We start from the raw sequence: 21,609 nt of genomic DNA on the forward strand, positions 1-21,609 counted from the left end.
GAACAGTGTTTATGTATGAGGGAAGTGAAACGAATGTCCGAAAATGTCGGCCGATGGCTTCGGGATGAGATTGAAAATGCAATTCTTTCCAACGAATTCGCGCCTGGCGCACGCCTGGACGAAATGGTGCTTGCCAATCGGTTCGGAGTCTCGCGAACGCCGGTGCGCGAGGCGCTGATGCAGCTTGACGCCATTGGTCTGATAGAAATCCGTCCGCGCCGAGGTGCAGTCGTTATCGATCCGGGACCGCACCGCATCTACGAGATGTTTGAGGTCATGGCGGAACTCGAGGGCCTGGCGGGGTCGCTCGCCGCCCGACGGCTGGATGAGCGTTCCCGAGAAGCGATCTCGGCCGCCCACAGGCGCTGTGAGCTATCAGCAGGTTCCGGTGACAGCGACGCCTATTATTACGACAACGAGGAGTTCCATACGGCCATCTACGCGGCGAGCCGAAGCGACTTCCTTGAGGAGCAATGTGCGCAATTGCACCGGCGCCTGCGTCCTTATCGCCGCCTCCAGTTGCGCGTGCGCAACCGCCTGTCGACGTCCTTCTCGGAACATTGCGCCATCGTCGAAGCGATCTTTGTTGGAGACGGAGAGGAAGCCCGCCGCCTGCTGCGGGGGCATGTCGGCATTCAGGGCGAGAGGTTCAGCGATCTAGTCGCGAGCATGGCAACCAGATGACTTATCTAAATGTCGGCGTGGCAAATCTCAGCAACCGGCATCTGGACTGGCGAGCCGCACATGAAGGCTTCTCGACGGTAGATCCTCTGCGTGCAAGCGCGGATGACGCGTATTCCGTCGGTGAGCAGTCCCGGATGGTCTCTCGCAATACCAGCACTGCTTCGAGATCCCGCAGACGCGCGCGGGCTCGCCGAAATACACACGACTGTCACTGCGTCTGATCTGGGGCAGTGCCGTTTTTTACACAAGCATTTTTATGTTTCACTACTAAAACCCGCAAAATTTAGGGTTGTTCGACGTCAAATACTGATGAATTCTGATGCGCCGCAGCGCGGGCGAAATCGCGAACCCGCGCTCACGCGACAGAACGGACGCTTGAGATGAGGATCCTGAACCATCGCATCACGCGGATCGCGGTCGGCATTTTGCTCCTGGTGCTCGTGACCGTCGCCCTGTTGCCGGGTTTGACGGGCTTCACCAGCCTGGATGGCACTGTCAATGCACGCCTTGCAGTCATAAACGCGCCGATCGACGGGGAGGTTGCGGGATCGCCGCTGCGGATCGGGACGCCGGTGAGCGAGGGTGAGGCACTTGCGACCATTCGCAACGAACGCGTCAACCGGGCAATCCTTGCGTCGCTGCGCTCAGAACACAACACCGCCGTCGAACGTGTTGCCGCGCTTGAGCGGGAGCGCGACGAGCTCTCCCAGCTGCGCAATCAGCTTGCCGAACGGCTCGAGGTCTTCCAGCGCGCGACCATTGCCAGCCTGGAACGGGAATTGCAGATCCTGCGGAAGCGAGTCGAAGTATCGCGCGCCCAGGATCTGGTCGCACAGGTGGATCTCGGCCGCAGGCAGGATCTGGAGTCGAGGGGCATTTTCACCCGCAAGATGGTGGAGTCGGCCCAGGCCGCCGGTGCCGCGACGGGTGGCGAAGTCGAGGTGAACAATCTGACGGTCGAATTGCTGCAGCACCGATTGGATGCCGTGCGCCAGGGCATATTCGTCGGCGGCGATGGTCAAAACGACGTGCCCTATTCCCGCCAGCGACAGGACGAGGTGATCGTTCGCATCAATGACCTCAACACGCGGATCGCCGAGAACAGCACGCGGGCGAGCCAGAGCGAACAGCAGATGACCGAGGAGGGGCGCCGCGTTCGCAGCCTCGAATCGGCGACGATTCTATCGCCGTTTGAGGGCGTAGTCTGGAGCAGGAATATCGTCGGCGGTTCCAACGTCATCTTGAATAACGAGATGATGCGCGTGCTCGACTGCCGTGAGTTGTTCGTCGATATTCTCGTTCCCGAGGTCGACTACGACGAGATCTATCCTGGCCGCGCGGCGGAGGTCCGGCTCTTCGGGCGTGCCGAGGTCTTCAAGGGCCAGGTGCAATCGGTAAAGGGCAGTTCCGCTGTCGTCGAGAAGGATCTGCTGGCCGCCAACGAGCCGGAAACCGACCAGCGCAATGCCCGGATCCGTATCCTGCTTGCCCCTTCGGCGCTCAACACCGACTTCGCCAATTTCTGCCAAGTCGGCCGAACGGCCCAGGTGCGTATTTCCAAACGCGCCGTTCGGCTGTCGCAATGGATCGAAAGCCTATGGTTCAGTCTCTTCTAGCGCTGACACCGACCTTTGCGGTCATCGCCTTCTTTCTTATCGGGCCGTTCAACTGGTCGCGCCGTCGAACTTGGACGCGGGCGGTCACCTGCGCCTTCGTTGCCGCGGCGGCAATGCGCTACATGCTCTGGCGCCTGACGGATACGGTTCTTCCCTATCCCAACGACGGCGCCAACTTCTATTGGGTTTGGTTCATCTTCATCGTCGAGCTTTTGGCCTTCTCGGAGGTCCTCCTCTTTCTCATCCTGATGAGCCGCTACGTCGACCGTAGCGCCGAGGCGGATGGGCTCGCACGGGCGTTTTTTCGGCGCCAGCTGAGTGAACTGCCCACGGTCGACGTCTTCATCCCGACCTACAACGAACCGCTCGACGTGCTTGAGAGAACGATCGTCGGGACGCTGGCGCTCGACTATCCCAAGGACAAGCTGCGGATCTATGTGCTCGATGACGGCCGTCGCGACTGGCTGAAGGCCTACTGCGAACAACTGGGCGCGATTCATGTGACCCGCAGCGACAACGCCCATGCCAAGGCCGGCAATATGAACAATGGCTTGCGCGTCAGTTCCGGCGATTTCGTCGCCATCTTCGATGCGGACTTCGTGCCTTACCGTCATTTCCTCAGGCGAACGTTGCCGTTCTTTTCGGACGAGTCCGTCGGCATTGTCCAGACGCCGCAGCATTTCTTCAACGTTGATCCGGTGCAATCCAATCTCGGCCTTGAGAACATATGGCCGGACGAGCAGCGCCTGTTCTTCGATGAGATTGCGCCGAGCCGCGATGGCTGGGATGTGAGCTTCTGCTGCGGCTCCTGCTCGATCGCCCGCCGCAAGGCGGTCGACGCGATCGGCGGCTTCCCGACCGAGTCGATCACGGAAGACCTGCTGACAACGCTTTCGATGCTCAACAAAGGCTACAAAACCCGCTACCTGAACGAGCGGCTGTCGATGGGTCTGGCGGCCGAAAACCTGACCGGCTATTTCGTCCAGCGCGAGCGTTGGTGCCAGGGGGGCATTCAGACGCTCTACTTGCACAACGGGCCGCTGCGAGGGCCTGGGCTTTCCCTCTTCCAGCGGATCATGTTCCTGCCGATGTCCTGGCTGGTGCAGTATCTGGTCCGCTTCATGGTGCTGGTCGTGCCGATCGCCTATTTCTGGTTCGGCGCGCTGCCGCTCTATTTCACCGAAGTCGCCGATTATGTCTCCCACCAGGTGCCGCTGTTGGCCGCCTATTTCCTTTTGATGCTCTGGATCACACCGACCCGTTATCTGCCGGTCGTCTCCAGCGCCATAGGTACTTTCGCGGCGTTCCGCATGCTGCCGACGGTGATCTCCAGCCTGGTGCGGCCGTTCGGCAAGCCGTTCAAGGTGACCCCCAAGGGCAGTGGCAATGAGGAGAGCGTCTTCGACGCCTACACCTTTACCTGGATAGCGGGCTTCATCATCGTCACCGCGCTCGGTCTGGTCATCAACATCGTTCCGGAAACGGCGCGAATACAGGGAGCATTTTCGCCGATCGCGGCGCTCTGGGCCGGGATCAACGTCATGGTGCTCGTCATCGCTTCGCTGATCTGTTTCGAAAAGCCACGGCACCTCTTTCAAGCGTTCAAGCTCGACGAGGCCGCAAGTGTCGACGGTTCCGTCGGCCGCGTTGTGAGCCTCTCCCTCGAAAAGGCGGTGGTCGCGGTTCCAACGGAAACACGGTTTCAATCCACACGTGTGCGGTTGGTCCTCGACGGCTTCGAGCCGATTCAGGCGGAGCTCAGGCAGGCGACGCAGCGGCGCGGGGACATCAGCCGCCCAGGCGACATGCGGCGTTACTATCTCCATCTTCATTTCGACCTGCACGGGGCGGAGCGGACCAAGATGATCGTCAAGCTCTATACCGGGCGCTATTCGCAGGACATTCCCGATATCGACAAGGTCGCCGTCTCGGTGAACCTGTTGCTGCGTGCCTTCGGGCGCACGCGCACTGCATAGTGTCTGCGATATAGCATAAAGATAAAGCTTGGATTGATTTGCGGCAGGCTTTGACAAACCCACCTAGCCGGACTTTCCTCGCTCCTCTCCGCCGAGGACGCATATCTGTCCCGTTTCGTATTTAGACGGAGACTCCGGCCTCGCGGAGTCCATCCACCAGCCGATCGAACAGATTGGGATCCCGGTAGGGTAAAGTCCGCTTGAGGTGATCTATAGAAAAGTTCGCATTAACCTCCAGCACCTCACGCCAATAGCGCCGCGCTTCTTCGTGCCGCCCGGTTCGACCATAGAGACAGGCGAGATAAAAGCGCGTCATGTCCGATCGCGGCGCAAGCGTTAGCCGACGCTTGAAGGCGATCTCGGCCTCGTCAAAGCGCCCGAGGCTCAATAGCGCCCTCCCCAGGAAATGCAGCGACAGGTCGAATTGCGGGTCAAGCCGGTGGGCTCGTGTATACAGCGCCAGGGCGTCTTCGTGCCGACCCTGGAAATCCCTTGTGCCGCCAAGTGCGGTATAGGCGTTGGCCGAATTGGGATCGAGTTCGATCGCCCGCTCTTCAGCGCGCTCCGCCTCATCCAGACGCCGCATGAAGGCAAGGGCAAGCCCGAGCGCGTGATGGCCTTGCGGCTCGGTATCGTCCGTCTCGATTGCCTTGTGTGCCAGCTCGAACGCCTGTGTGAGATTGTCAGGCGTCGCGCCGTTCCACTGGTTGATGAAGTCGGTTAAGGTGGTGATCGAGAGCGAAGCATAGGCAGCCGCCAGCCCTGGATCGATCGCGATCGCGCGCTCCAGCATGCTGCGCGCCTCAGCGGACGATACGGAGTTGAACTGCAGAATGGACTGACGGGAGCGGACGAGCAGGTCGTAGGCTTCGGGATCGACCTTGCCGCGGCTTTCCCGCCGCTCCTCTTCGCTGGTTGTCAGCTTCACTCTGAGCGCGTTGACGATAGTGCGGGTCACTTCGTCCTGAACAGCAAAGATATCCTCAAGTCCGCGGTCGTAGCGCTCGGCCCACAGATGACCGCCCGTCGTACCGTCGATCATCTGGGCGTTAATGCGGATACGGTCGGTGGCCCGGCGCACGCTGCCTTCAAGGATGTAGCGGACGCCGAGTTCCCGGCTCACCTTGCGGATGTCCGGCGACTTGCCTTTATAGGCGAAAGAGGAGTTCCGGGCGATCACGAAGAGGCCGGAAACCTTTGAAAGATCCGTGATAATGTCCTCGGTGATGCCATCGGCGAAATAACCCTGCTCCGGGTCGCCGGACATGTTGTCAAACGGTAGAACGGCTATCGATGGCTTCCTTGGAAGCTGCGGCGGGGGTTCGGCGGCAGTCTTGTTGGGATCGTTCGTGCGGTCGTTCGGCGACCAACGCCAAATGTGCACCGGGCGCTCGATGTTCTTGACCTCGTAATCGCCGGCGTCGACGAAATCGAGGCTGACACGCCCATGCACGTATTCATGAATTCCATCCGAAATCGCGACGCCGCCAGGATCTGCAAGCGCCTCGATACGGGCAGCCACATTGACCCCGTCCCCGTATAGATCGCGGTCCTCGACCATGATGTCGCCCAGGTTGACACCGACGCGGAGCACGATAGCCCGGTCCTCCGGCATGTCTCTGTTCGCGGCGGCCATGGCCTGCTGAAGGGCTGCGGCGCATTCGACGGCGTTGACGGCGCTCGCGAACTCGACAAGGACACCGTCACCCGTCCTCTTGAAGACGCGGCCCTGATGAATTGCGACGAGCGGCTCCAGCACCTCTTTCCACCGCGCCATGAGCAGCGTGTGGGTGCTTTTTTCGTCCCGCTCCATAAGCCGGCTGTAACCGACCACATCAGCGGCCAAAATGGCAGCAAGCCGACGTCTGATGGATTTGTTGGCCATGAGCAATGGCGCCTTCCTAGCACCGATTGGCCAAATTTTACTGCTGTATTGCTGCCATGTCTATTTGGCTTGAGGCGAGCCTTGGTCGACAACCAACGTTTCGTGCGCAAATCCGCTTGTGCCATCGCTCTGAAGGGACGGGCGGGAACCTACGCTCTCCAACCGAGCCAGTCCTTCAGCGGATGCGCTCGTCGCCTCGAACGCGCGGAACCCGTACCCCGCGTCGAACAGAGCTTAGCCTTGCTCCAGAAGTCCCTGTGCCAACTCTCAGTTTACCTTTCAGACGACCCGATGCACTGGAAGCGCCACGACGAAGCAGGCGCCGCCGCCCGACGGAGATTCGTATCGGACCGCGCCGCCGTGGCGCTCGGCAATCTGGCGCACCAGCGCCAGCCCCAAGCCCCAGCCGCCCGCGGCCTCGCTGCGCCCCGAGGGCCGGTAGAAGGGCTCGAAAACGCGGGCGCTCTCGCTATCCGGTACGCCCGGGCCGTGGTCGCGGACCCTGATTTCCACCTCGCGGCCTGCCTGCGCGACAGTGGCTGCGACAGGCGGGGCACCGTGGCGCAGCGCGTTCTGCATGAGATTGCGCACGAGCCTGCCGAGCAGGCGCGCATCGCCTGTGACCATCGCCGGCGTGCCGGAGACCTCGACGCCGTTGCGCGCGCCCTCTTCCGAGACCAGAGCCAGAAGGTCGACGGACTCCAGGGCATCGAGCCCATCGACGTGGTCGAGCCTGCTTGCCAGCAGGATCTCCTCGACCAGCGTGTTCAGTTCAGCCAGATTACGGACGATCTCCTCTCTGCGGTTATCGTCCGGCGCCTGTTCATAGAGGTCAATCGCGATGCGCAGGCGCGCAAGCGGCGAGCGCAATTCGTGGCTGGCATTGGCGAGCAGAGCGCGGTGTGACGTGATCAGCCTCTCGACATGATCTGCGGCCTTGTTGAAGCTCTTCGCCACCGCCGCGACCTCATCGCTGCCGTCCTCCGGCACGCGGGCCACGAAATCGCCCCTGCCCCAGGCGTCAACGCCGGCGCGTAGCCGCTCCAGCCGGCGGGTCAGGTGACGCACCACCGGATAGGCGGCGAGCCCGATGACGCCCGCGATCAACACCAGATAGGCGAGCGGATTGCGGCCAGCCGGACGGAAAGGCCGCTCCATGCGCGCGGCTACTGCGCGACCGTCGGGCAACTCCGTCACCATGGTGTGAGAGTTGCCTTGCAGGCCGTGGCGCCGCGGCCCCTCGAGAATGTCGCGCGGGAGCGGCCGGCCGCCGCTCGCGATCAGCCTGCCGCGCCGATCGTATACCGCTATGTCGGCATCGAAGGCCCGTGAAAACCGCTCCAGCGTCGCCTCGACCGACCGCTGGTCCATGTCGGGCGGAATCAGCGCGGCGACGAACCGCGCGCGTTGGCTCTGCCAACTGGAGTCCTCCTCGCCCTGTCCCAGCCACACGAAGGCTGCGCTGGCGACGGCGACCGCGGCAAGGCTCGCCAGCAGCGTCAGGTAGATTTTTAGGAACAGCCGGCTGCGCATCGCTCTATCTCTCATCATCCTGGAAGCGGGCGAAGACATAGCCGGCGCCGCGCACGGTGATGATGCGTCTCGGATGCTTGGGGTCGCTCTCGATAGCCGCCCTGATGCGCGAGATATGGACGTCTATGGATCGGTCAAAGGCTTCCAACTCCTCACCCTTGACCGTGTCCATCAAATGCTCGCGCGACAGCGTGCGGCCGGCATTTTCAGCAAGCACCACAAGCAGGTCGAACTGGTAGCTGGTCATTGCACATTCGCGGCCGTCGATCCTGACCAAGCGGGATCCCGGCTCGATCTCCAGCCGTCCGAAGCGCAGGACGCGCGAGACGGCCGCGCCACCGTTGCGGCGGCGCAGGATCGCTTTCAGCCGCGCCAGCAGTTCGCGCGGATTGAAAGGCTTGGGTAGATAGTCGTCGGCACCTAGCTCCAGCCCGACGATGCGATCGGTCTCCTCGCCCCTGGCCGTGAGCATCAGGATAGGCACGTCGGAGACGGCGCGCATCCGCCGGCAGGTCTCGAAGCCGTCGAGATCTGGAAGCATGACGTCGAGGATCACGGCGCCCGGCGCGCGGCGGCCGAGGTCAGCAAGGCCCGCCGTGGCCGTCGCGGCGGTGTGGACGATGTAGCCGTTTGCGGAGAGATAGTCGGCGAGCATGGCGGAAAGGCGCGTATCATCATCGACGATCAGGACCTGTTCCACCATCGCTCCGCCCTCCGTTCAGTCCCCTGGCCGACTCAGTCTACCACCGGCCGCGGCCTCCGCGCTCCTTCAAATGCTCCACCAGCTTGGTGCGCTGTTCGGGCGTCAGCACTTCGGCGGCATCGAGGAGCGCAGTCGTCATCTTGCGCGAGGCCTCGTCGATGGCCGCGATGCGCTCACTGCGCAGTTTCTCGGCGGCGGCGCGGTCGATGGTCGACGCGCCGAGGAGTTCGATAACCTCCTGACGCGTCTCGCGGAAGTCCCGGAAAGTCGGCCTGATCTCATCGCGCGCCTTGTCGATGATGTCCCAAAGCTTGTCTTCCTGTTCGGACGTTGCATTGAGTTCGTCGAGCACGGAGCCGATCCGGTGTTCCATAAAGTCGCCACCTCCCATATGCGCGTGCATCATGTGGCCGCCCATACCAAAACGGCCCATGCCAAAGCCGAAATCGTCGCTGCGCGCAGCTGTAAAACCGATCCCGCTGACAACCGCGACGGCGGCGATGCCGCCGATCGCTGCGCGCCGGCTCCAGCCCTTCGAAACGGCTTCGCTGGCGGCCGGGCTCGCCAGGTTCTTGTCCTCAGTTTCCATCATTCGTCTCCTTTCCTCCGCAGCACCTGCTGCAATGGAGGAAAGTTAACGGGCCAACGTTTCGCGCGTTCTGGGCGAATGTAAAGAAATGTAAAGCAACAAGGACCGGTGCAAGACTACGCTGTTGGGTAGCAAATGCCACCACGGCGGCTTTCATCCCGAAGGGGGCATTTTCGCGCTGGTCACGGCGAAGGCCGCGATCGTCGCCAAATACCGACCTTGGCAAACGGTGTTCGAAGAAGTGGTGCCGCAGGAGACGGAGCGTCCTTCACATTGCCCGCACCAGCGACGAAGTGAACTACGTCACATCAGGCGAACTCGCCTTCCCCGGTTTGGCGAGAGCACCGTGGCGCAGTTTCATGCGGTGACTGGGGCTGGCGAAATGGAGTGCGCTTGGCCAGTCGGGCGGAGATCCGCCACGCTGGACTAATTGCCGTGAACAAGGCTTAATGCTGCACGGGGATGGCGGGATTGCTGGGATGTCGATTATGAGATCACCGCAGCAAATGACTGGTAACGTCAATGTTCTTGATGCAGTCGTGATCGGGGCCGGCTGGGCCGGCCTGGGTGTCAGCTATTGGCTGGCACGACGAGGCCTACGCCATAGCGTATTGGAGCGAGGCCGCGTAGGAGAGACTTGGCGCACGCAGCGATGGGGTTCTTTTCGGATGAATACCCCCAACCTGCAGACCGTCATGCCAGGCGACTGCTATGACGGTCCAAATCCGTCTGGTGCCCTGACGCGCGACCAGTTCGTCGCTCTCCTTGAGGACTTCGCCAGGCGCAACGGGCTTCCGATCGAACCGGATACTGCGGTGACCGAACTCGCGCGCACGCACGAGAATGGCGAGTATCGGCTAACCACCTCACGCGGCACGCTTTTGGCGCGGAACGTGATCGTCGCAAGTGGTAGCCTGAATTGTCCGGTGCGCCCAGTTTGGGCCGCTGCTTTGCCGCCTGTCCTTCGCCAGATCGATGCTTCCGGCTACCGCAGCGCTGCGGATCTCCCCGATGGAGCGGTGCTGGTGGTCGGAAGTGGCCAATCGGGTGCCCAGATCGCGGAAGAGTTGGCGGAAGCAGGCCGAACAGTCTTCCTTGCCACCAGTCGTGTCGGACGGCTCCCACGGCGCTACCGAGGCCGCGACATCATGATCTGGCTCCTTGAAAGCGGGTTTCTCGACGTGCGACGAGAGGAGGTCATTCGACTTGCGGGACGTATCCCGCCTCGTGGTGTGCTCGGGCCGGTGCACACGATAAGCCTTCAAGCGCTCAGCGCCCGAGGTGTCGTGCTTCTTGGGCATTTCACTGGCGTCGAGAATGGCGGCCGCCTCTCGTTCGCCGACGATCTTGAAGCGAATGTTCGTTTTGCAGATGAAGCCTCAGACAACATCAAACGCCATATCGACGAATATATCAGCCGTGCTGGAATCGATGCACCTGTTTCGGAGCCCGACCCGGCGGAGACGGTCGCGATGCGTCAGCCGAATCCGACGATCGGCTCGCTTGATCTCTCCCGGTCCGACATAACGACTGTGGTGTGGTGCACAGGCTTCAAGGGCGATTTCAGTTGGGTGAGACTTCCCGGTGCGCTCGACAGCGTGGGACAGCCTGTTCACGAGGATGGGGTCGCCTCCCTGCCAGGCCTCTACTTCGCCGGGTTGGATTTCGCCTCCACACGCAAGTCAGGCATAATACTGGCGATTGCCGAGGAAGCATCTCGCCTTGTCGAACACATCGTAGGGCATTCGTGATCGCCTTTTTGGCGCGCGAAGCGGTCGTAGCGGAGTATTCGCGGCTGGTGGCATTTGCTACCGTGGTATTTGCTACCGGCTCGTTTATGAGGTCCGAGACGCAGAAAATCTCTTGGTAGTCGTGGCGATCGGCAAGAGAGATCGCGGCTGGGTCTATAGCGTAGCTGACCGTCGCGAAGTTCCAAAACAGGCGCGACAAATGGGCTGGACGGTGCAGAACCTGACAGACGATCAGATGAGCGTGACGGCCTACGGCCACAACTCGGGGTCATGTGTGGATGCCGCGAACTGACCGCGAAAGTGCCGCAACGCTATCGGGATACTGTCACAAATCATTCGCGGCACCATTGTGCTCTATGAATTTTCGGCGAGCGCGCCGGAAAGGAGCGTCGTTGCTGCCCATCTGAGAACTTCCTCGGCCTCTTTGGGTTCCAGCTCACAGATATCGCGCATGACAACCAGAGATTCGATGCCTGTCATGAGCGAAAGGGCATTCACCAGCTTCTGGAACTGTTTCGGTGGCATCTGGCCCTGCAGCGGTGCCATTGCCTCCTTGAGCCAGGCAATACGGCGGGCGCCGCGGCGGACTTGCGTCTGGCCGACGGCCGAGCTACCGAGCAAGGCGCGGAAGATGCTCTCGTTGCCGAGCACCATATGGAATATGTCGGAGACCAGCTTGTCCAGCCGCTTCTCGACTTCGGCCGCATCCGCATCTTCCTTCGCCGGAGGGATCGTAATGATATCGGCGACGCCATCCAGCACGGCCTCACGAATGATCTCCTCCGGCGTCGAGAAATACCGGTAGGCGGTCGCCCGCGAAATCCCTGCCAGATCGGCGACATCCGCGATGGAGGGGTGCCCTCCTTTTTCAACGATCTCCCTTGCTGCACGCAGCAGTTCGGTGCGCGTCCTGCGCTTCTGGTTCACCCGTTCGAACTTTTTCTCTTGACTGTCCATTAACGCCTCATTATGAGATAGATGTCTCATTACGAGTTAATTGTATCACAACCCCTCCAAGGAACAAGTCAATGAATTCGAGCCCCGCTCCAATGACCGTGCATTTCCTCGGCAATCTCATGACCTTCCGCGCCCGCTATGCAGACACGAGAGGCAGTTTCACGGTCATCGAAGTGTTGACGGCGCCGAACGCAGGTCCACCGCCGCATACCCAGACGGACCAGGAGGCGTTTCTCATTCTCGAGGGCCTTTACGAGATCATCGTCGGCAATGAGGTTAAGCATTGCGGGCCGGGCGATTTCGTCCATGTCTGGCCGGGCACGATGCATTCCTTCCGCAATATCGCGGAAACGCCCTCCAGGATGATCCTCATCAATTTTCCGGGCGACCTCCACGAGGAATTTTTCGTGGCCGTCGGCGAGCCGGTGCCTGCCGGAACGACAGCTTTTCCGGAGATGCTTCCGCCCGACATTCCGAAGATCGTCGAAACCGCGGCGCGGTTCGGCATCGATATTCCGCTTCCGCCGATCAGCTAAGGAGCGAAAACATGACGCAGCATCTGATCAATGCGCTGCTGGCCTCCAGAGCCTTCGGCATCGCTGCCCGCATCCTCCTAACGCTCGTCTTCTGGTCGAGCGGCCTTGCCAAGCTCTTCGATTTTGCAGCAGCCGTTGCCGAGATGGAAAAATACGGTGTCACGCCCGCCTTTCCGATGGCGATCGCCGTCATCGTCGTTCAACTCGGCGGTTCGGCACTTGTCATCTCGGGGCGGTATGTCTGGCTCGGCGCGGGCGCGCTCGGCGTCTTTACTGCGCTGACGATCCCCGTCGCACATGCCTTCTGGACGATGACCGGCGAGACAGCCTTCTTCGAAATGCTGTTTGCAATCGAGCATATCAGCGTCATTGGCGGACTGATGACGGTTGCGATATTGCGGCGGCAGGCGGCCGTTGGGGCAAAGCCCGGATTTGCAGGCGTGTGACAACAGTGGCACCGGGTTTCCCGGCCTCTTTTCCTTCTCAGCTTTTGCCTGGCCGTCACTGAGCTGGGGCACTCTACGCCGATATGGGACACTTTCGGCCGCAAAGCGATATCTCGCGCTGGGAATCTGCGGTCCATGCATCGGAGTTGACTGGGCGCGGACCAGCTTGTCTTTTGTTCTTCCGCTTGTTGCTGGACAGACCCGGATCATCGAGCCCCCCCAAAAAAAAGCCTCTCGACGCGACGCCATTTTCTCGGAAGGGAGAACACGGCACTGGCAAGCGAAGCGAAAAACGAAGCTCTCGGGACATCATGTCCTGGGCGCCAGGCGGCTACTCCAGAGAGTGCCTCCCAACCAGTTGGACGCCATTGTCGAGATTTGCGTCACCCCGTGACCGGGCAAAGAAAAAGCCCGGTGCGGGAGGAGGTGCACCGGGCTTCGATTGGTGACCGACAGCTGGGAGGAGGAGTGCTGTCCGTCTGACAAAGCGGCTCGGGAGGAGGTGAACCGCTTTGATGCTTTAAGGATAATGCTGCACTGCAGCAATTTCAAGGGCGAGCCGTAGCCAGGATCCGAAAAAAATATCCCAAAACGGCCAGAAACCATTGCAAGTTTATTTTTACCCGTGCCGTCATTGCCCCCTACACGGGTTAGAATGACATCATGTCACCGTTTGTAAGAACACTTACGGGTTCGATTTTGGAAGACGAGGCTTGCGCCAGGCTTGGTCATGCAGCGCCTGGTTGTACAGATCGCGCAAACACGATCCCCTTTCGGCAACCCATTTGCACCTCTCCCGCCTGTCGATCGATCGCGTTGGAGCCAGGAAAAGCCAAATGCCGCAGAGAAAGCCCCCAACTGACAAAGGCCGGGGTCGACCCGGCCTCTCGCTGTCACTATCGCAGACGCTTCAGGCCTGAAGATTGTCCGCCGACATCTTACCGGATTTGCGATCCTTCACCAGTTCATAGGTGATCTTCTGGCCATCTGTCAGACTGCGCATGCCAGCACGTTCTACGGCGGAAATGTGGACGAACACATCCGTGCTGCCATCATCCGGCTGAATGAATCCGAAACCCTTCGTTGCGTTGAACCATTTCACGGTACCAGTAGCCATATTTTTTTCCTTTAAACTGCTTCTCTCTCAGCCCAGTGCTAAGAAGGCGCGTCTTGTTTGTGTTTACACTACGCTCTCGGTGACCGCGCAACCAGTCGCGCATAGTCTATTGCCGACAACATATTCGCATGGTTTGCCTTGCCTGTGCCCGCAATGTCGAAGGCTGTCCCGTGATCGACGGAGACACGATCGATCGGCAGCCCGAGCGAGACGTTGACGGCTGTCTCGAAGGCAACGAGCTTGATCGGAATATGCCCCTGGTCGTGATACTGCGCCACCACCAGATCGAAGGCGCCGCCGTAGGCACGGGCGTAGACCGTATCGGCCGAAATTGGACCGACGACATCGATCCCCTTTTGCCGCGCCAGTTCGACCGCCGGCGCGAGGAATTTCATGTCCTCGTCGCCGAACAAGCCACCTTCGCCGCAATGCGGATTGATGCCCGCCACGGCGATGCGGGCCCTGCGGCCAAGACGAAGGAAATGTCGGTGCCCCGCCTCGATCGTCGCCAGCACCCGCTCGACCGTCGCACGGTCGATGGCCGTGCGCAGCGACACATGCGTCGAGACATGGATCGTGTTCAGACGCTCGGATGCGAGCAACATGAAGGAGCTTTTCGACCCGGTGAGATGAGCAAGAAGCCCCGTGTGGCCGTCGAAATGGTGGCCGGCGAGGTTCATCGCCTCCTTGTTGATCGGCGCCGTGACGATACAATCGACCTCTCCGGACATGGCAAGCTCGACGGCGCGCTTGATGTAGCGCACGGACGCGTCCCCCGCGACCGGACTGACCTTGCCGATCTCCGGCAGGCTGCCGTCAATCGCAACCTCATCGACCGCAATGGCGCCGGCCACCGGCATTGCGGAAAACCGCAATTCCGTTCCCGTCACCCTGTTTGCCCGCTCCAGCGCCGCGACATTGCCGATAATAACGAAGTTCGCCCGGTCAGCTTCCGGCAGTGCCGCCAGCGCCTTGACGATGACCTCCGGTCCGACACCGGCCGGATCGCCGAGTGTGACGGCTACGCGTGATGTGCTCATGATCATTATCCTCTGCGGGCGTTGCTGCCTCTGCGGTCCGGCGTGGTGGCGCAGACCTGTCGTCTCAATAGGCGGTTTGGTAGATCGAAAGAATGTCGCTGCGGCCAAGCTCGCGCGGATTATTGTCGAGAAGGCGGCGAATGGCGAAGGCGTCGTCGGCCATGACGTCGAGATCGTCGGCTGGAACGCCAAGGGCGGAAAGTCGCATCTCGATGCCAAGCCCGGCGCAGAAACCGAACGAAGCGTCGAACACCGATGCCTGGTCTGAGCCCGCCTTCAGGTTCAGCGCCTCGATCACCTGCATCGTCTTCTCGGCAACGGCCGGCGTGTTGAAGGCCAGCACATGCGGGAAAATCAGGGCATTGGCTGCGCCATGGGCGATATGCCAGCGGGTCCCAAGCGGATAGGCAAGCGCGTGCCCGCCGGCAGTGTTGACCGGACCGAGACAGAAGCCGCCATAGAGCGAGGCGAGCGAGAGCCCTGCCCGCGCCTGCGCATCCGCCCCGTCGGCAACAGCGCGAGCGAGATAACGTCCAACCAGACGAACTCCTTCGATCGCATAAAGATCGATCATCGGATGCGCCTTGCGGTTGGTGAAGGCTTCGACGCAATGCGCCATGGCATCGACGCCGGTCGCCGCCGTCGTCGCAGCCGGAACGGTAAAGGTGAGGCCAGGATCGATGACGGCGATATCGGCAAGCATGTGGATGCTCTCGACCGCGAGCTTGGCCTGGGTTTGCGGATCGGTAACCAGTGCGCGGATGCCCGCCTCGCTGCCGGTACCCGATGTCGTCGGCACTTGCGCAAGCCCTACCCGGCGTCGTTGCGCAACCTTGCCCGCGCCGACGACCTCACGCAATGTCTGCGTGGAACCGGAGAGCACGGATGCGAGTTTGGCAAGGTCCATTGCGCTGCCACCGCCAAAACCGACGATCAGGTCTGTGTGCGCCTCGTTTGCAACGGACAAAAGCAAATCCAGATTATCCGTATCAGGCTCGGGCCTGACCTGCGAGAAGACGGTGACGAAGCCCGGCAACTCGAGGATATCGACACGGGACGCGTTGAAAGCATCCGAAACGACGAGAACGCGCGAAAAGCCCTGACCGGCGGCCCACTTCCCCAGCTTGGCCGCGACACCGACGCCGAACTCGATGATTTCGGGACGAACGATCGTGATCGGCGCGCTCAGGCTTGTCATGATGGATCCTCTCGTCTGGGCGTATGCGCCCATTAGACGCTCGCAATAACATGTAAATTTGTTACACACGCTAGGCTTTCTTGGCAATAGAGAACTTGGTTTCATCCATCTTTTCTGCGTCCTCGACGAAAGAACCATGGTAGCGCTGGTTCAATGTATTGCGCCAACTACTTATTTTTATTATTATTTTATAATGGCAGTCGCATGGGCGGCGACCGCAAGACATAGTCACGGCGACACTCAGCCGGCATTAGCGGCCTGTCAAAAACCATGTAAAATTATGAATCTTTCGCGCTTTTCGCACCCAAAAAGGGCGCCGTTTAACCAACTTGTCAAAAGCACTGGATGGACGAGGCGATTTCCTGAATTCTAGACGCCTGTCGAACGCCGCTGGGCAGCTCGGCAGGCCTCAGCTCTCAATGGGACGCCAACCGCACATATTTGATGGCACGGCGATAATAGGTGTAGGCGACATGCAACGCACCATCCGGTCCTTCGACGAGCGAGGGATAGGAATATTCCCGATTGAGCGCGTCTTTCGAATTGTTGGTCAGGCAATAGCCGTCGCCGGTGTCGAGATCACGCCGGCCACCGAAGGTTCGGCCTCCATCATCGGAGAAGGCGAGGCTCATTGGCGAGCGGGGAACGCCCCAGACTGCCTTGCGCCCCGGTGCGACCGCAGCGGCCTCGGGTTTCTCACCTTGCGCCCCCTCTTCCGCTTCGATCTCGTCGTAGAGCGAATGACGTCGATCATCCGACGTCGAGGCGTTGGAATGGTTATAGACGATGGCGATCCGCCCGCTTGAAAGGCCGACCGCCTGAATCGATGAATTGTTGTTCGGCAGATTGGTCGGTTCCGGCGCTCTCCAGCTCATGCCGTCGTCGTCCGACACGCTGCGCAGGATATGCTGGGCAAAACGGTTGCGGTAAAAAGCGACCATCCGCGCGCCGTCCTGCGGGACGATATTCATATGCACCGCGCCGACGCTGGCGGGCACATCGACCATCACCCAGCTTTCACCCGCATCTCGTGAGACGAGAACTGCCGCGGTATCGACATCGCCGGTCCAGCGGGCTCCCGGCACGCCAATGCAGCAGAAAGCCGGAAGAAGCCAGGTTCCCTGGGCGTTGACGATGACCGGCTGGCGCACGAATGTGCCGGGAATATCGCAAAGAATGTCGACCGGGCCGAAGGTGCGGCCGCCGTCCGCAGAGATCCGTCGCTTGACGATAGCGCCGTCCTGGTTTCCCGAGGTCTGCGACGTGAAAATCAGCCAGACCTTGCCGTCCGGCGCGGTGAAAAGAAGCGGGTTCTGCTCCGATTTCTGCGGATCGTCCGACATCTTCTCGGGCTGCGACCAGCGGAACGCCCCCGGCGCCAGCCGCGACATATAGATCGAGATGTCGCCCATACCTTCCATCGTGCCGCCGAACCAGACGCAAGCGAGCGTGCCGTCGGGCAGGAAAGCGAGGTTTGCGGCGTGATTTTGCACACACGGCGACGGCAGAAACGCCTCGAACCGTCCCTTTTCCAAGGGATGTGGCGAGACCGCGCCGTTCATCAACGCCGGAATTTCGTCAGGCCGAAGGCCGGAGGTGGTGAGCATATCGGTCGCTCCTCAAGGCAGTTGCGCGAATTTGGTTGCGAGATCTGCCCGCTCGGCGGCGCTCAGCGCCATCAATGGCGGGCGGGGCAACCCCCAGGCGGCATTGCCATTCTTCAATCCCACCATCGCCTTGATCGTCGGGATCTGGACATAGGAATTGGAGAGAGAGCGATAGGCATTGATCCGCGTCTGTGCCGCCTCGACCTCACCCGCGCGGGTCGGGTCGTTCGCGTGGTCGTAAACGACCCGCAGGGAACTGGCGACCAAGTTGGACGTCGCGGTGATGCAACCGGCGCCGCCGGCCTTGATCAGCGGCAAGAGCAGCGGGTCTGCGCCGGCAAGCACCGAAAATCCCGGGAAAGCAGCAACAAGGGCCTGCATATTGGCAAAATCGCCGGCGGAATCCTTGATCCCCGCCACCGTATTCGGGAAGGCCTTGATCAGGCGGCCGATCAGCGACAGCGTCAGCGGGATGCCGGAAACCTGGGGGATGTGATAGAGCACGATACGGAGCCGATCGTCGGCGATCGCCTCGATGATCTGCGCATAGGCCGCAAAAAGACCGTCGTCCGAAACACCCTTGTAGTAGAACGGCGGCAGCATGACGACGCGGGTAACGCCGACCGACAGCGCATGCCGCGTCAGCTCGATCGTTTCGGGGATGGCAGCAACGCCGGTGCCCGGCATCAGTTGACCGCCGGGAATGCCGGACTTCAGCGCGGCCTCAAGGATGTCGCGGCGCTCTGCCGAGGAGAAGGAGTTGGCCTCGCCCGTCGTGCCCAAGAGCGCCACACCATGGCACCCTTCCTCGATCAAACGGTGGCAATGGGCGGTAAAAAGGCCGAGGTCCGGGGTATAGTCGGCATTGAGCGGCGTGGTCGCAGCGCTGTAAACGCCGCTTATCCCTTGAATGGTCATCCTGCGAACTCCTCCTGCCCTGCCTGACGCTTTTCGATGTGAACCGCCAAAGGCATCCGCTTTTTCCGCAATCATGACAACTTGTCAAGGAAAATTCCACGCCAAAAATCTCGCTCAAAAAATATCATATTGAAAAATATGCGTTTTATACGCAAATCGATTATTGAAGCGAATACGTGAAAGAATTAATGTTGACATATTTACAATATCGATCCAGTGTCGGACCTCATCATGGCGCGGCAACCTGTCAGGAACCAGGCAGATGGAGGGCGCGATGACTGCATCTATGGGAGGATCAGATGTCTAATCGAAACAAGGAAACCGGCTCGTCACAGCCGCAGATGACGCGCCGCAACGCCCTGAAACTCGGTCTCGGCACGAGCGTGGCGCTTGGCCTGTTCGGCCTGAATGCCCGCATCGTCGTCGCGCAGGAAGGCCAGGTGCTCAAGGTCGCGCATCCTGCCTTCAACCAGGATTGGTCGCCGCTACGCGGTGGCGGCCCGCCCTATCGCTGGAATTCGGCTTGGTGGGCGGCGCCGATGTATTTCGACAGCAAGGGCGAATTGCACCCTTACGTCTTTACAAGCTGGGAACCGGCTGCCGACAACAAGACCTGGACCTTCAAGATCGACCCGAAGGCCGTCTTCTCCGACGGCAGCAAGATCACTGCTGAGGACGTCAAGGGCTCGTGGAACGTCTCGGCCATGCCGAACACCAAGAACCAGCGCGCCGATCAGGTGCTGAGCAAGGTCGCCGGCTATGCCGATGTCAGCGCTGGCAAAGCCAAGGAAATTTCCGGTATCGCGACGCCGGACGAAGGCACTGTCGTCGTCACGCTGACCGACGCCGATCCGATCTTCTTCATGCGCCTCGGCAACCACATCGCGCCGATCACCAAGGCGTCGCAATCTCGCGGCGAAGACGGCGAGGAAGTCGCCGACTGGTACATGCCCGACAACGGCGCGGTCTTTTCCGGTCCGTTCAAGCTCACTAGCATCGACCTCGACGCCGGCAAGCTGGTGTTCGAGCCGAATGAGAACTTCTTCGGCCCGAAGCCAAAGCTCGCCCGCATCGAGATCGACTCGATCGAGGACAACGTCACTGCAACATCGCTTCTGAAGTCCGGCGAATACAACGCGCATACCGAACTTGTCACCTCGACCATCGTGCAGGATCTCGGCGCCAGCTTTGCAGAAGGGCCGCTGATCCCGACCAGCCAGCACTTCTGGTTCAACGCGTCCCGCGCCCCGATGGACGATCCGAAGGTGCGCCAGGCGCTGATCATGGCCGTCGACCGCGAGGGGCTGATGAAGGCATCCTTCCCGGATGGACCGCACAAGAAGACGGATCAGGTTCTGAACTCCGTGCCGGGCGCCGACAATTCCGGCTTCGAGCCCTATCCTTATGATCCGGAAGGCGCCAAGAAGTTGCTGGCGGAATCAAGCTTTGGCGGACCGGAGCGTCTGCCCAAACTTCTGTTCGTCGGCATTTCCGGCCCGGCGATCGAGGCGGCTGCACAGTTCATCGCCGAACAATGGCGCCAGAACCTCGGTATCACCGCCGTCGACATGAAGCCGCAGCAGGATGCCTATGCTGGTCCCGACCAGAACGCGGTGCAGATTTTCCGCGACGATGTCGGCACACGCGTTCCCGATGCCGTCTCCTATCTGGCCGGTTCCATCGCTTCGACCTCCTCGAATGCGCAGAACAAGCTTGGCGGCTACAAGAACGACAAGGTCGACAGTCTGCTTGCCGAAGCCGCCACCAAGTCGGTGGATGATCCGCAGCGCGTTGCGCTTGCGCAGGAAGCCCAGAAAGCCTTCCGCGAGGACTGGACCTTCATCCCCTGGTATGCCCAGGCCATGTCGCGCTGGGCAACCGACAAAGTCACCGGCATCGACAAGAACCTTGACTGGCAGGTCGTGGCACCTTGGGACATCTCGGTCGCTTGAGCCAAGCGGATGCCAACATCCCCTGTGCGGGAGCGCGCGCCGCTTCCGCACAGATTTCGATTGCTGGAGTATGATAGCGCGAGCTTACGCCACAGCAGGAACTCGAAGCTTCATCTTCTGAAAACCAGGGTGGGAGACTGCCATGCTGCGCTACATTGCGACCCGTTTCGTCGTCTGGATTCCCTCCGTCCTGCTGGTGATGCTCGGCGTCTATGCGCTCGCCTATTTTGGCGCCGGCGACCCAATCAAGCTGATCTTCCTGCGCGCGCCCGGCGATGTTGCCTACAACCCGGAACGCATTGAGGCGATCCGCGAAAGCGCGGGCCTCAACCGGCCGTTCCTCGTCCAATTCGGCAGCTATATCTGGAACCTGCTGCATGGCAATTTCGGCAATTCGCTGAGTTCCGGCCGCTCCGTCTGGGCGATGATCTCGGCCGCAGCCCCCGTTTCCTTCAAGCTGGCACTCTGTTCCGTCGTCCTCACCGCGGTCGTTGCCATTCCGCTCGGGCTGATCGCGGCACTCAACCAGAACACCCGCACCGACTATGCCATTCTCGGTTCGGCCCTGTTTCTCTGGGCGATCCCCGCCTATGTCGCGGGGCCTATGCTGATGGTCCTTCTGATCATGGTTCTGCCCGGTTCGGCCGTACCCTACGGATGGGGCGGCGTCTTTGACGTTCGCATCCTCCTGCCGCTGCTCGTCCTCTCCTTCCAGCCGATTGCATTGATCGTGCGCCAGACTCGTGCTGCCGTGATCGAGGTGCTCGCGGAAGATTTCGTTCGCACCGCGCGCGCCAAGGGCGTACCGGAAACGGTGGTGGCACTTCGTCATATCCTGCGCCCGGTGCTGACGCCCGTCGTCACCCAGCTCGGGCTCATCATGATCACCATCGTCAACGGCGCGATCTTCGTCGAGCTCGTCTTCGGTCTGCCGGGTCTTGGCCGCCTGACCGTGAAGGCCCTGACCAATACCGACTATCCGGTCATCCTCGCCGTCACGTTGATCGGCTCGTTCCTGGTCATGATCTCCAACCTTCTGGTCGACGTGCTCTATCCGCTGCTCGACCCGCGCGCCAACGACACCAGAAGGAGCCGCTGACC

General features: G+C 60.9%; 18 protein-coding genes. 8 read left to right on the plus strand and 10 right to left on the minus strand.

The annotated features are described in order from the left end of the window. Positions 1-33: 33 nt before the first annotated feature. The 3 genes from WI754_RS26875 (at position 34) to WI754_RS26885 (ending at position 4,276) form a co-directional block, all read left to right on the plus strand. Entirely contained in the window at positions 34-684 is a 651-nt protein-coding gene (locus WI754_RS26875; RefSeq protein WP_341487035.1) for a GntR family transcriptional regulator, read from the plus strand. 380 nt (positions 685-1,064) lie between these two features. After that, complete coding sequence (locus WI754_RS26880) at positions 1,065-2,300, plus strand: HlyD family efflux transporter periplasmic adaptor subunit (RefSeq protein ID WP_341487036.1); 1,236 nt, start codon at positions 1,065-1,067, stop codon at positions 2,298-2,300. Further along, complete coding sequence (locus WI754_RS26885) at positions 2,282-4,276, plus strand: glycosyltransferase (RefSeq protein WP_341487037.1); 1,995 nt, start codon at positions 2,282-2,284, stop codon at positions 4,274-4,276. The genes WI754_RS26880 and WI754_RS26885 overlap by 19 nt, the downstream gene beginning before the upstream one ends. Positions 4,277-4,397: 121 nt before the next feature. Here the strand turns inward: WI754_RS26885 and WI754_RS26890 are convergent, their stop codons facing one another. The 4 genes from WI754_RS26890 to WI754_RS26905 all read right to left on the minus strand — a co-directional run bounded on the left by WI754_RS26890 (position 4,398) and on the right by WI754_RS26905 (position 8,986). Beyond that, positions 4,398-6,161, minus strand: a complete 1,764-nt coding sequence (locus WI754_RS26890; RefSeq protein ID WP_341487038.1) for an adenylate/guanylate cyclase domain-containing protein — start codon at positions 6,159-6,161, stop codon at positions 4,398-4,400. A 279-nt stretch (positions 6,162-6,440) separates the two neighbouring features. Continuing rightward, positions 6,441-7,694 carry a HAMP domain-containing sensor histidine kinase gene (locus WI754_RS26895; RefSeq protein WP_341487039.1) on the minus strand — a complete coding sequence of 418 codons (1,254 nt, stop codon included), beginning with the start codon at positions 7,692-7,694 and terminating at the stop codon, positions 6,441-6,443. A gap of 4 nt (positions 7,695-7,698) precedes the next feature. Continuing rightward, positions 7,699-8,397, minus strand: coding sequence for a response regulator transcription factor (locus WI754_RS26900; protein WP_341487040.1), 699 nt, complete (start codon positions 8,395-8,397; stop codon positions 7,699-7,701). Between the two features lie 37 nt (positions 8,398-8,434). Further along, positions 8,435-8,986 (minus strand): Spy/CpxP family protein refolding chaperone, encoded by a 552-nt coding sequence (locus tag WI754_RS26905; protein ID WP_341487041.1) that lies wholly within the window; start codon positions 8,984-8,986, stop codon positions 8,435-8,437. 479 nt (positions 8,987-9,465) lie between these two features. Between WI754_RS26905 and WI754_RS26910 the strand changes: the two genes are divergently transcribed. Next, positions 9,466-10,737, plus strand: coding sequence for an NAD(P)/FAD-dependent oxidoreductase (locus WI754_RS26910; protein ID WP_341487042.1), 1,272 nt, complete (start codon positions 9,466-9,468; stop codon positions 10,735-10,737). Positions 10,738-11,091: 354 nt separating this feature from the next. Here WI754_RS26910 and WI754_RS26915 read toward each other — a convergent pair whose 3' ends face one another. Beyond that, on the minus strand, positions 11,092-11,694 hold the full coding sequence (locus tag WI754_RS26915) for a TetR/AcrR family transcriptional regulator (protein WP_341487043.1): 603 nt from the start codon (positions 11,692-11,694) through the stop codon (positions 11,092-11,094). Positions 11,695-11,765: 71 nt separating this feature from the next. On the opposite strand from WI754_RS26915, the gene WI754_RS26920 reads away from it, so the two are divergent. Both WI754_RS26920 and WI754_RS26925 read left to right on the plus strand, forming a co-directional pair. Beyond that, on the plus strand, positions 11,766-12,230 hold the full coding sequence (locus tag WI754_RS26920; RefSeq protein ID WP_341487044.1) for a cupin domain-containing protein: 465 nt from the start codon (positions 11,766-11,768) through the stop codon (positions 12,228-12,230). An 11-nt stretch (positions 12,231-12,241) separates the two neighbouring features. Further along, a complete protein-coding gene (locus WI754_RS26925) occupies positions 12,242-12,676 on the plus strand; it encodes a DoxX family protein (protein WP_341487045.1) in 435 nt (144 codons plus the stop codon). A 910-nt stretch (positions 12,677-13,586) separates the two neighbouring features. On the opposite strand, the gene WI754_RS26930 is transcribed toward WI754_RS26925, so the two are convergent. The 5 genes from WI754_RS26930 to WI754_RS26950 form a co-directional block, all read right to left on the minus strand. Next, complete coding sequence (locus tag WI754_RS26930) at positions 13,587-13,793, minus strand: cold-shock protein (RefSeq protein WP_341487046.1); 207 nt, start codon at positions 13,791-13,793, stop codon at positions 13,587-13,589. Positions 13,794-13,861: 68 nt separating this feature from the next. After that, on the minus strand, positions 13,862-14,836 hold the full coding sequence (gene pdxA / locus WI754_RS26935; RefSeq protein WP_341488019.1) for a 4-hydroxythreonine-4-phosphate dehydrogenase PdxA: 975 nt from the start codon (positions 14,834-14,836) through the stop codon (positions 13,862-13,864). Between the two features lie 61 nt (positions 14,837-14,897). After that, positions 14,898-16,031, minus strand: coding sequence for an iron-containing alcohol dehydrogenase (locus WI754_RS26940; protein WP_341487047.1), 1,134 nt, complete (start codon positions 16,029-16,031; stop codon positions 14,898-14,900). A 416-nt stretch (positions 16,032-16,447) separates the two neighbouring features. Further along, positions 16,448-17,638 carry an exo-alpha-sialidase gene (locus WI754_RS26945; RefSeq protein ID WP_341487048.1) on the minus strand — a complete coding sequence of 397 codons (1,191 nt, stop codon included), beginning with the start codon at positions 17,636-17,638 and terminating at the stop codon, positions 16,448-16,450. A 12-nt stretch (positions 17,639-17,650) separates the two neighbouring features. Continuing rightward, positions 17,651-18,556, minus strand: coding sequence for a dihydrodipicolinate synthase family protein (locus tag WI754_RS26950; RefSeq protein ID WP_341487049.1), 906 nt, complete (start codon positions 18,554-18,556; stop codon positions 17,651-17,653). A 299-nt stretch (positions 18,557-18,855) separates the two neighbouring features. On the opposite strand from WI754_RS26950, the gene WI754_RS26955 reads away from it, so the two are divergent. Continuing rightward, a complete protein-coding gene (locus tag WI754_RS26955; RefSeq protein WP_341487050.1) occupies positions 18,856-20,508 on the plus strand; it encodes an ABC transporter substrate-binding protein in 1,653 nt (550 codons plus the stop codon). Positions 20,509-20,650: 142 nt separating this feature from the next. Further along, positions 20,651-21,607, plus strand: coding sequence for an ABC transporter permease (locus WI754_RS26960; protein WP_341487051.1), 957 nt, complete (start codon positions 20,651-20,653; stop codon positions 21,605-21,607). Positions 21,608-21,609: the final 2 nt, after the last annotated feature.

This window comes from Pararhizobium sp. A13, from assembly GCF_040126305.1.
Classification (GTDB): domain Bacteria; phylum Pseudomonadota; class Alphaproteobacteria; order Rhizobiales; family Rhizobiaceae; genus Pararhizobium.

Coding starts and splice junctions, on each gene's coding strand:
- WI754_RS26875 (WP_341487035.1), top strand. CDS start 34: ATGTCCGAAAATGTCGGCCGATGGCTTCGGGATGAGATTGAAAATGCA.
- WI754_RS26880 (WP_341487036.1), top strand. CDS start 1,065: ATGAGGATCCTGAACCATCGCATCACGCGGATCGCGGTCGGCATTTTG.
- WI754_RS26885 (WP_341487037.1), top strand. CDS start 2,282: ATGGTTCAGTCTCTTCTAGCGCTGACACCGACCTTTGCGGTCATCGCC.
- WI754_RS26890 (WP_341487038.1), bottom strand. CDS start 6,161: ATGGCCAACAAATCCATCAGACGTCGGCTTGCTGCCATTTTGGCCGCT.
- WI754_RS26895 (WP_341487039.1), bottom strand. CDS start 7,694: ATGCGCAGCCGGCTGTTCCTAAAAATCTACCTGACGCTGCTGGCGAGC.
- WI754_RS26900 (WP_341487040.1), bottom strand. CDS start 8,397: ATGGTGGAACAGGTCCTGATCGTCGATGATGATACGCGCCTTTCCGCC.
- WI754_RS26905 (WP_341487041.1), bottom strand. CDS start 8,986: ATGGAAACTGAGGACAAGAACCTGGCGAGCCCGGCCGCCAGCGAAGCC.
- WI754_RS26910 (WP_341487042.1), top strand. CDS start 9,466: ATGTCGATTATGAGATCACCGCAGCAAATGACTGGTAACGTCAATGTT.
- WI754_RS26915 (WP_341487043.1), bottom strand. CDS start 11,694: ATGGACAGTCAAGAGAAAAAGTTCGAACGGGTGAACCAGAAGCGCAGG.
- WI754_RS26920 (WP_341487044.1), top strand. CDS start 11,766: ATGAATTCGAGCCCCGCTCCAATGACCGTGCATTTCCTCGGCAATCTC.
- WI754_RS26925 (WP_341487045.1), top strand. CDS start 12,242: ATGACGCAGCATCTGATCAATGCGCTGCTGGCCTCCAGAGCCTTCGGC.
- WI754_RS26930 (WP_341487046.1), bottom strand. CDS start 13,793: ATGGCTACTGGTACCGTGAAATGGTTCAACGCAACGAAGGGTTTCGGA.
- WI754_RS26940 (WP_341487047.1), bottom strand. CDS start 16,031: ATGACAAGCCTGAGCGCGCCGATCACGATCGTTCGTCCCGAAATCATC.
- WI754_RS26945 (WP_341487048.1), bottom strand. CDS start 17,638: ATGCTCACCACCTCCGGCCTTCGGCCTGACGAAATTCCGGCGTTGATG.
- WI754_RS26950 (WP_341487049.1), bottom strand. CDS start 18,556: ATGACCATTCAAGGGATAAGCGGCGTTTACAGCGCTGCGACCACGCCG.
- WI754_RS26955 (WP_341487050.1), top strand. CDS start 18,856: ATGTCTAATCGAAACAAGGAAACCGGCTCGTCACAGCCGCAGATGACG.
- WI754_RS26960 (WP_341487051.1), top strand. CDS start 20,651: ATGCTGCGCTACATTGCGACCCGTTTCGTCGTCTGGATTCCCTCCGTC.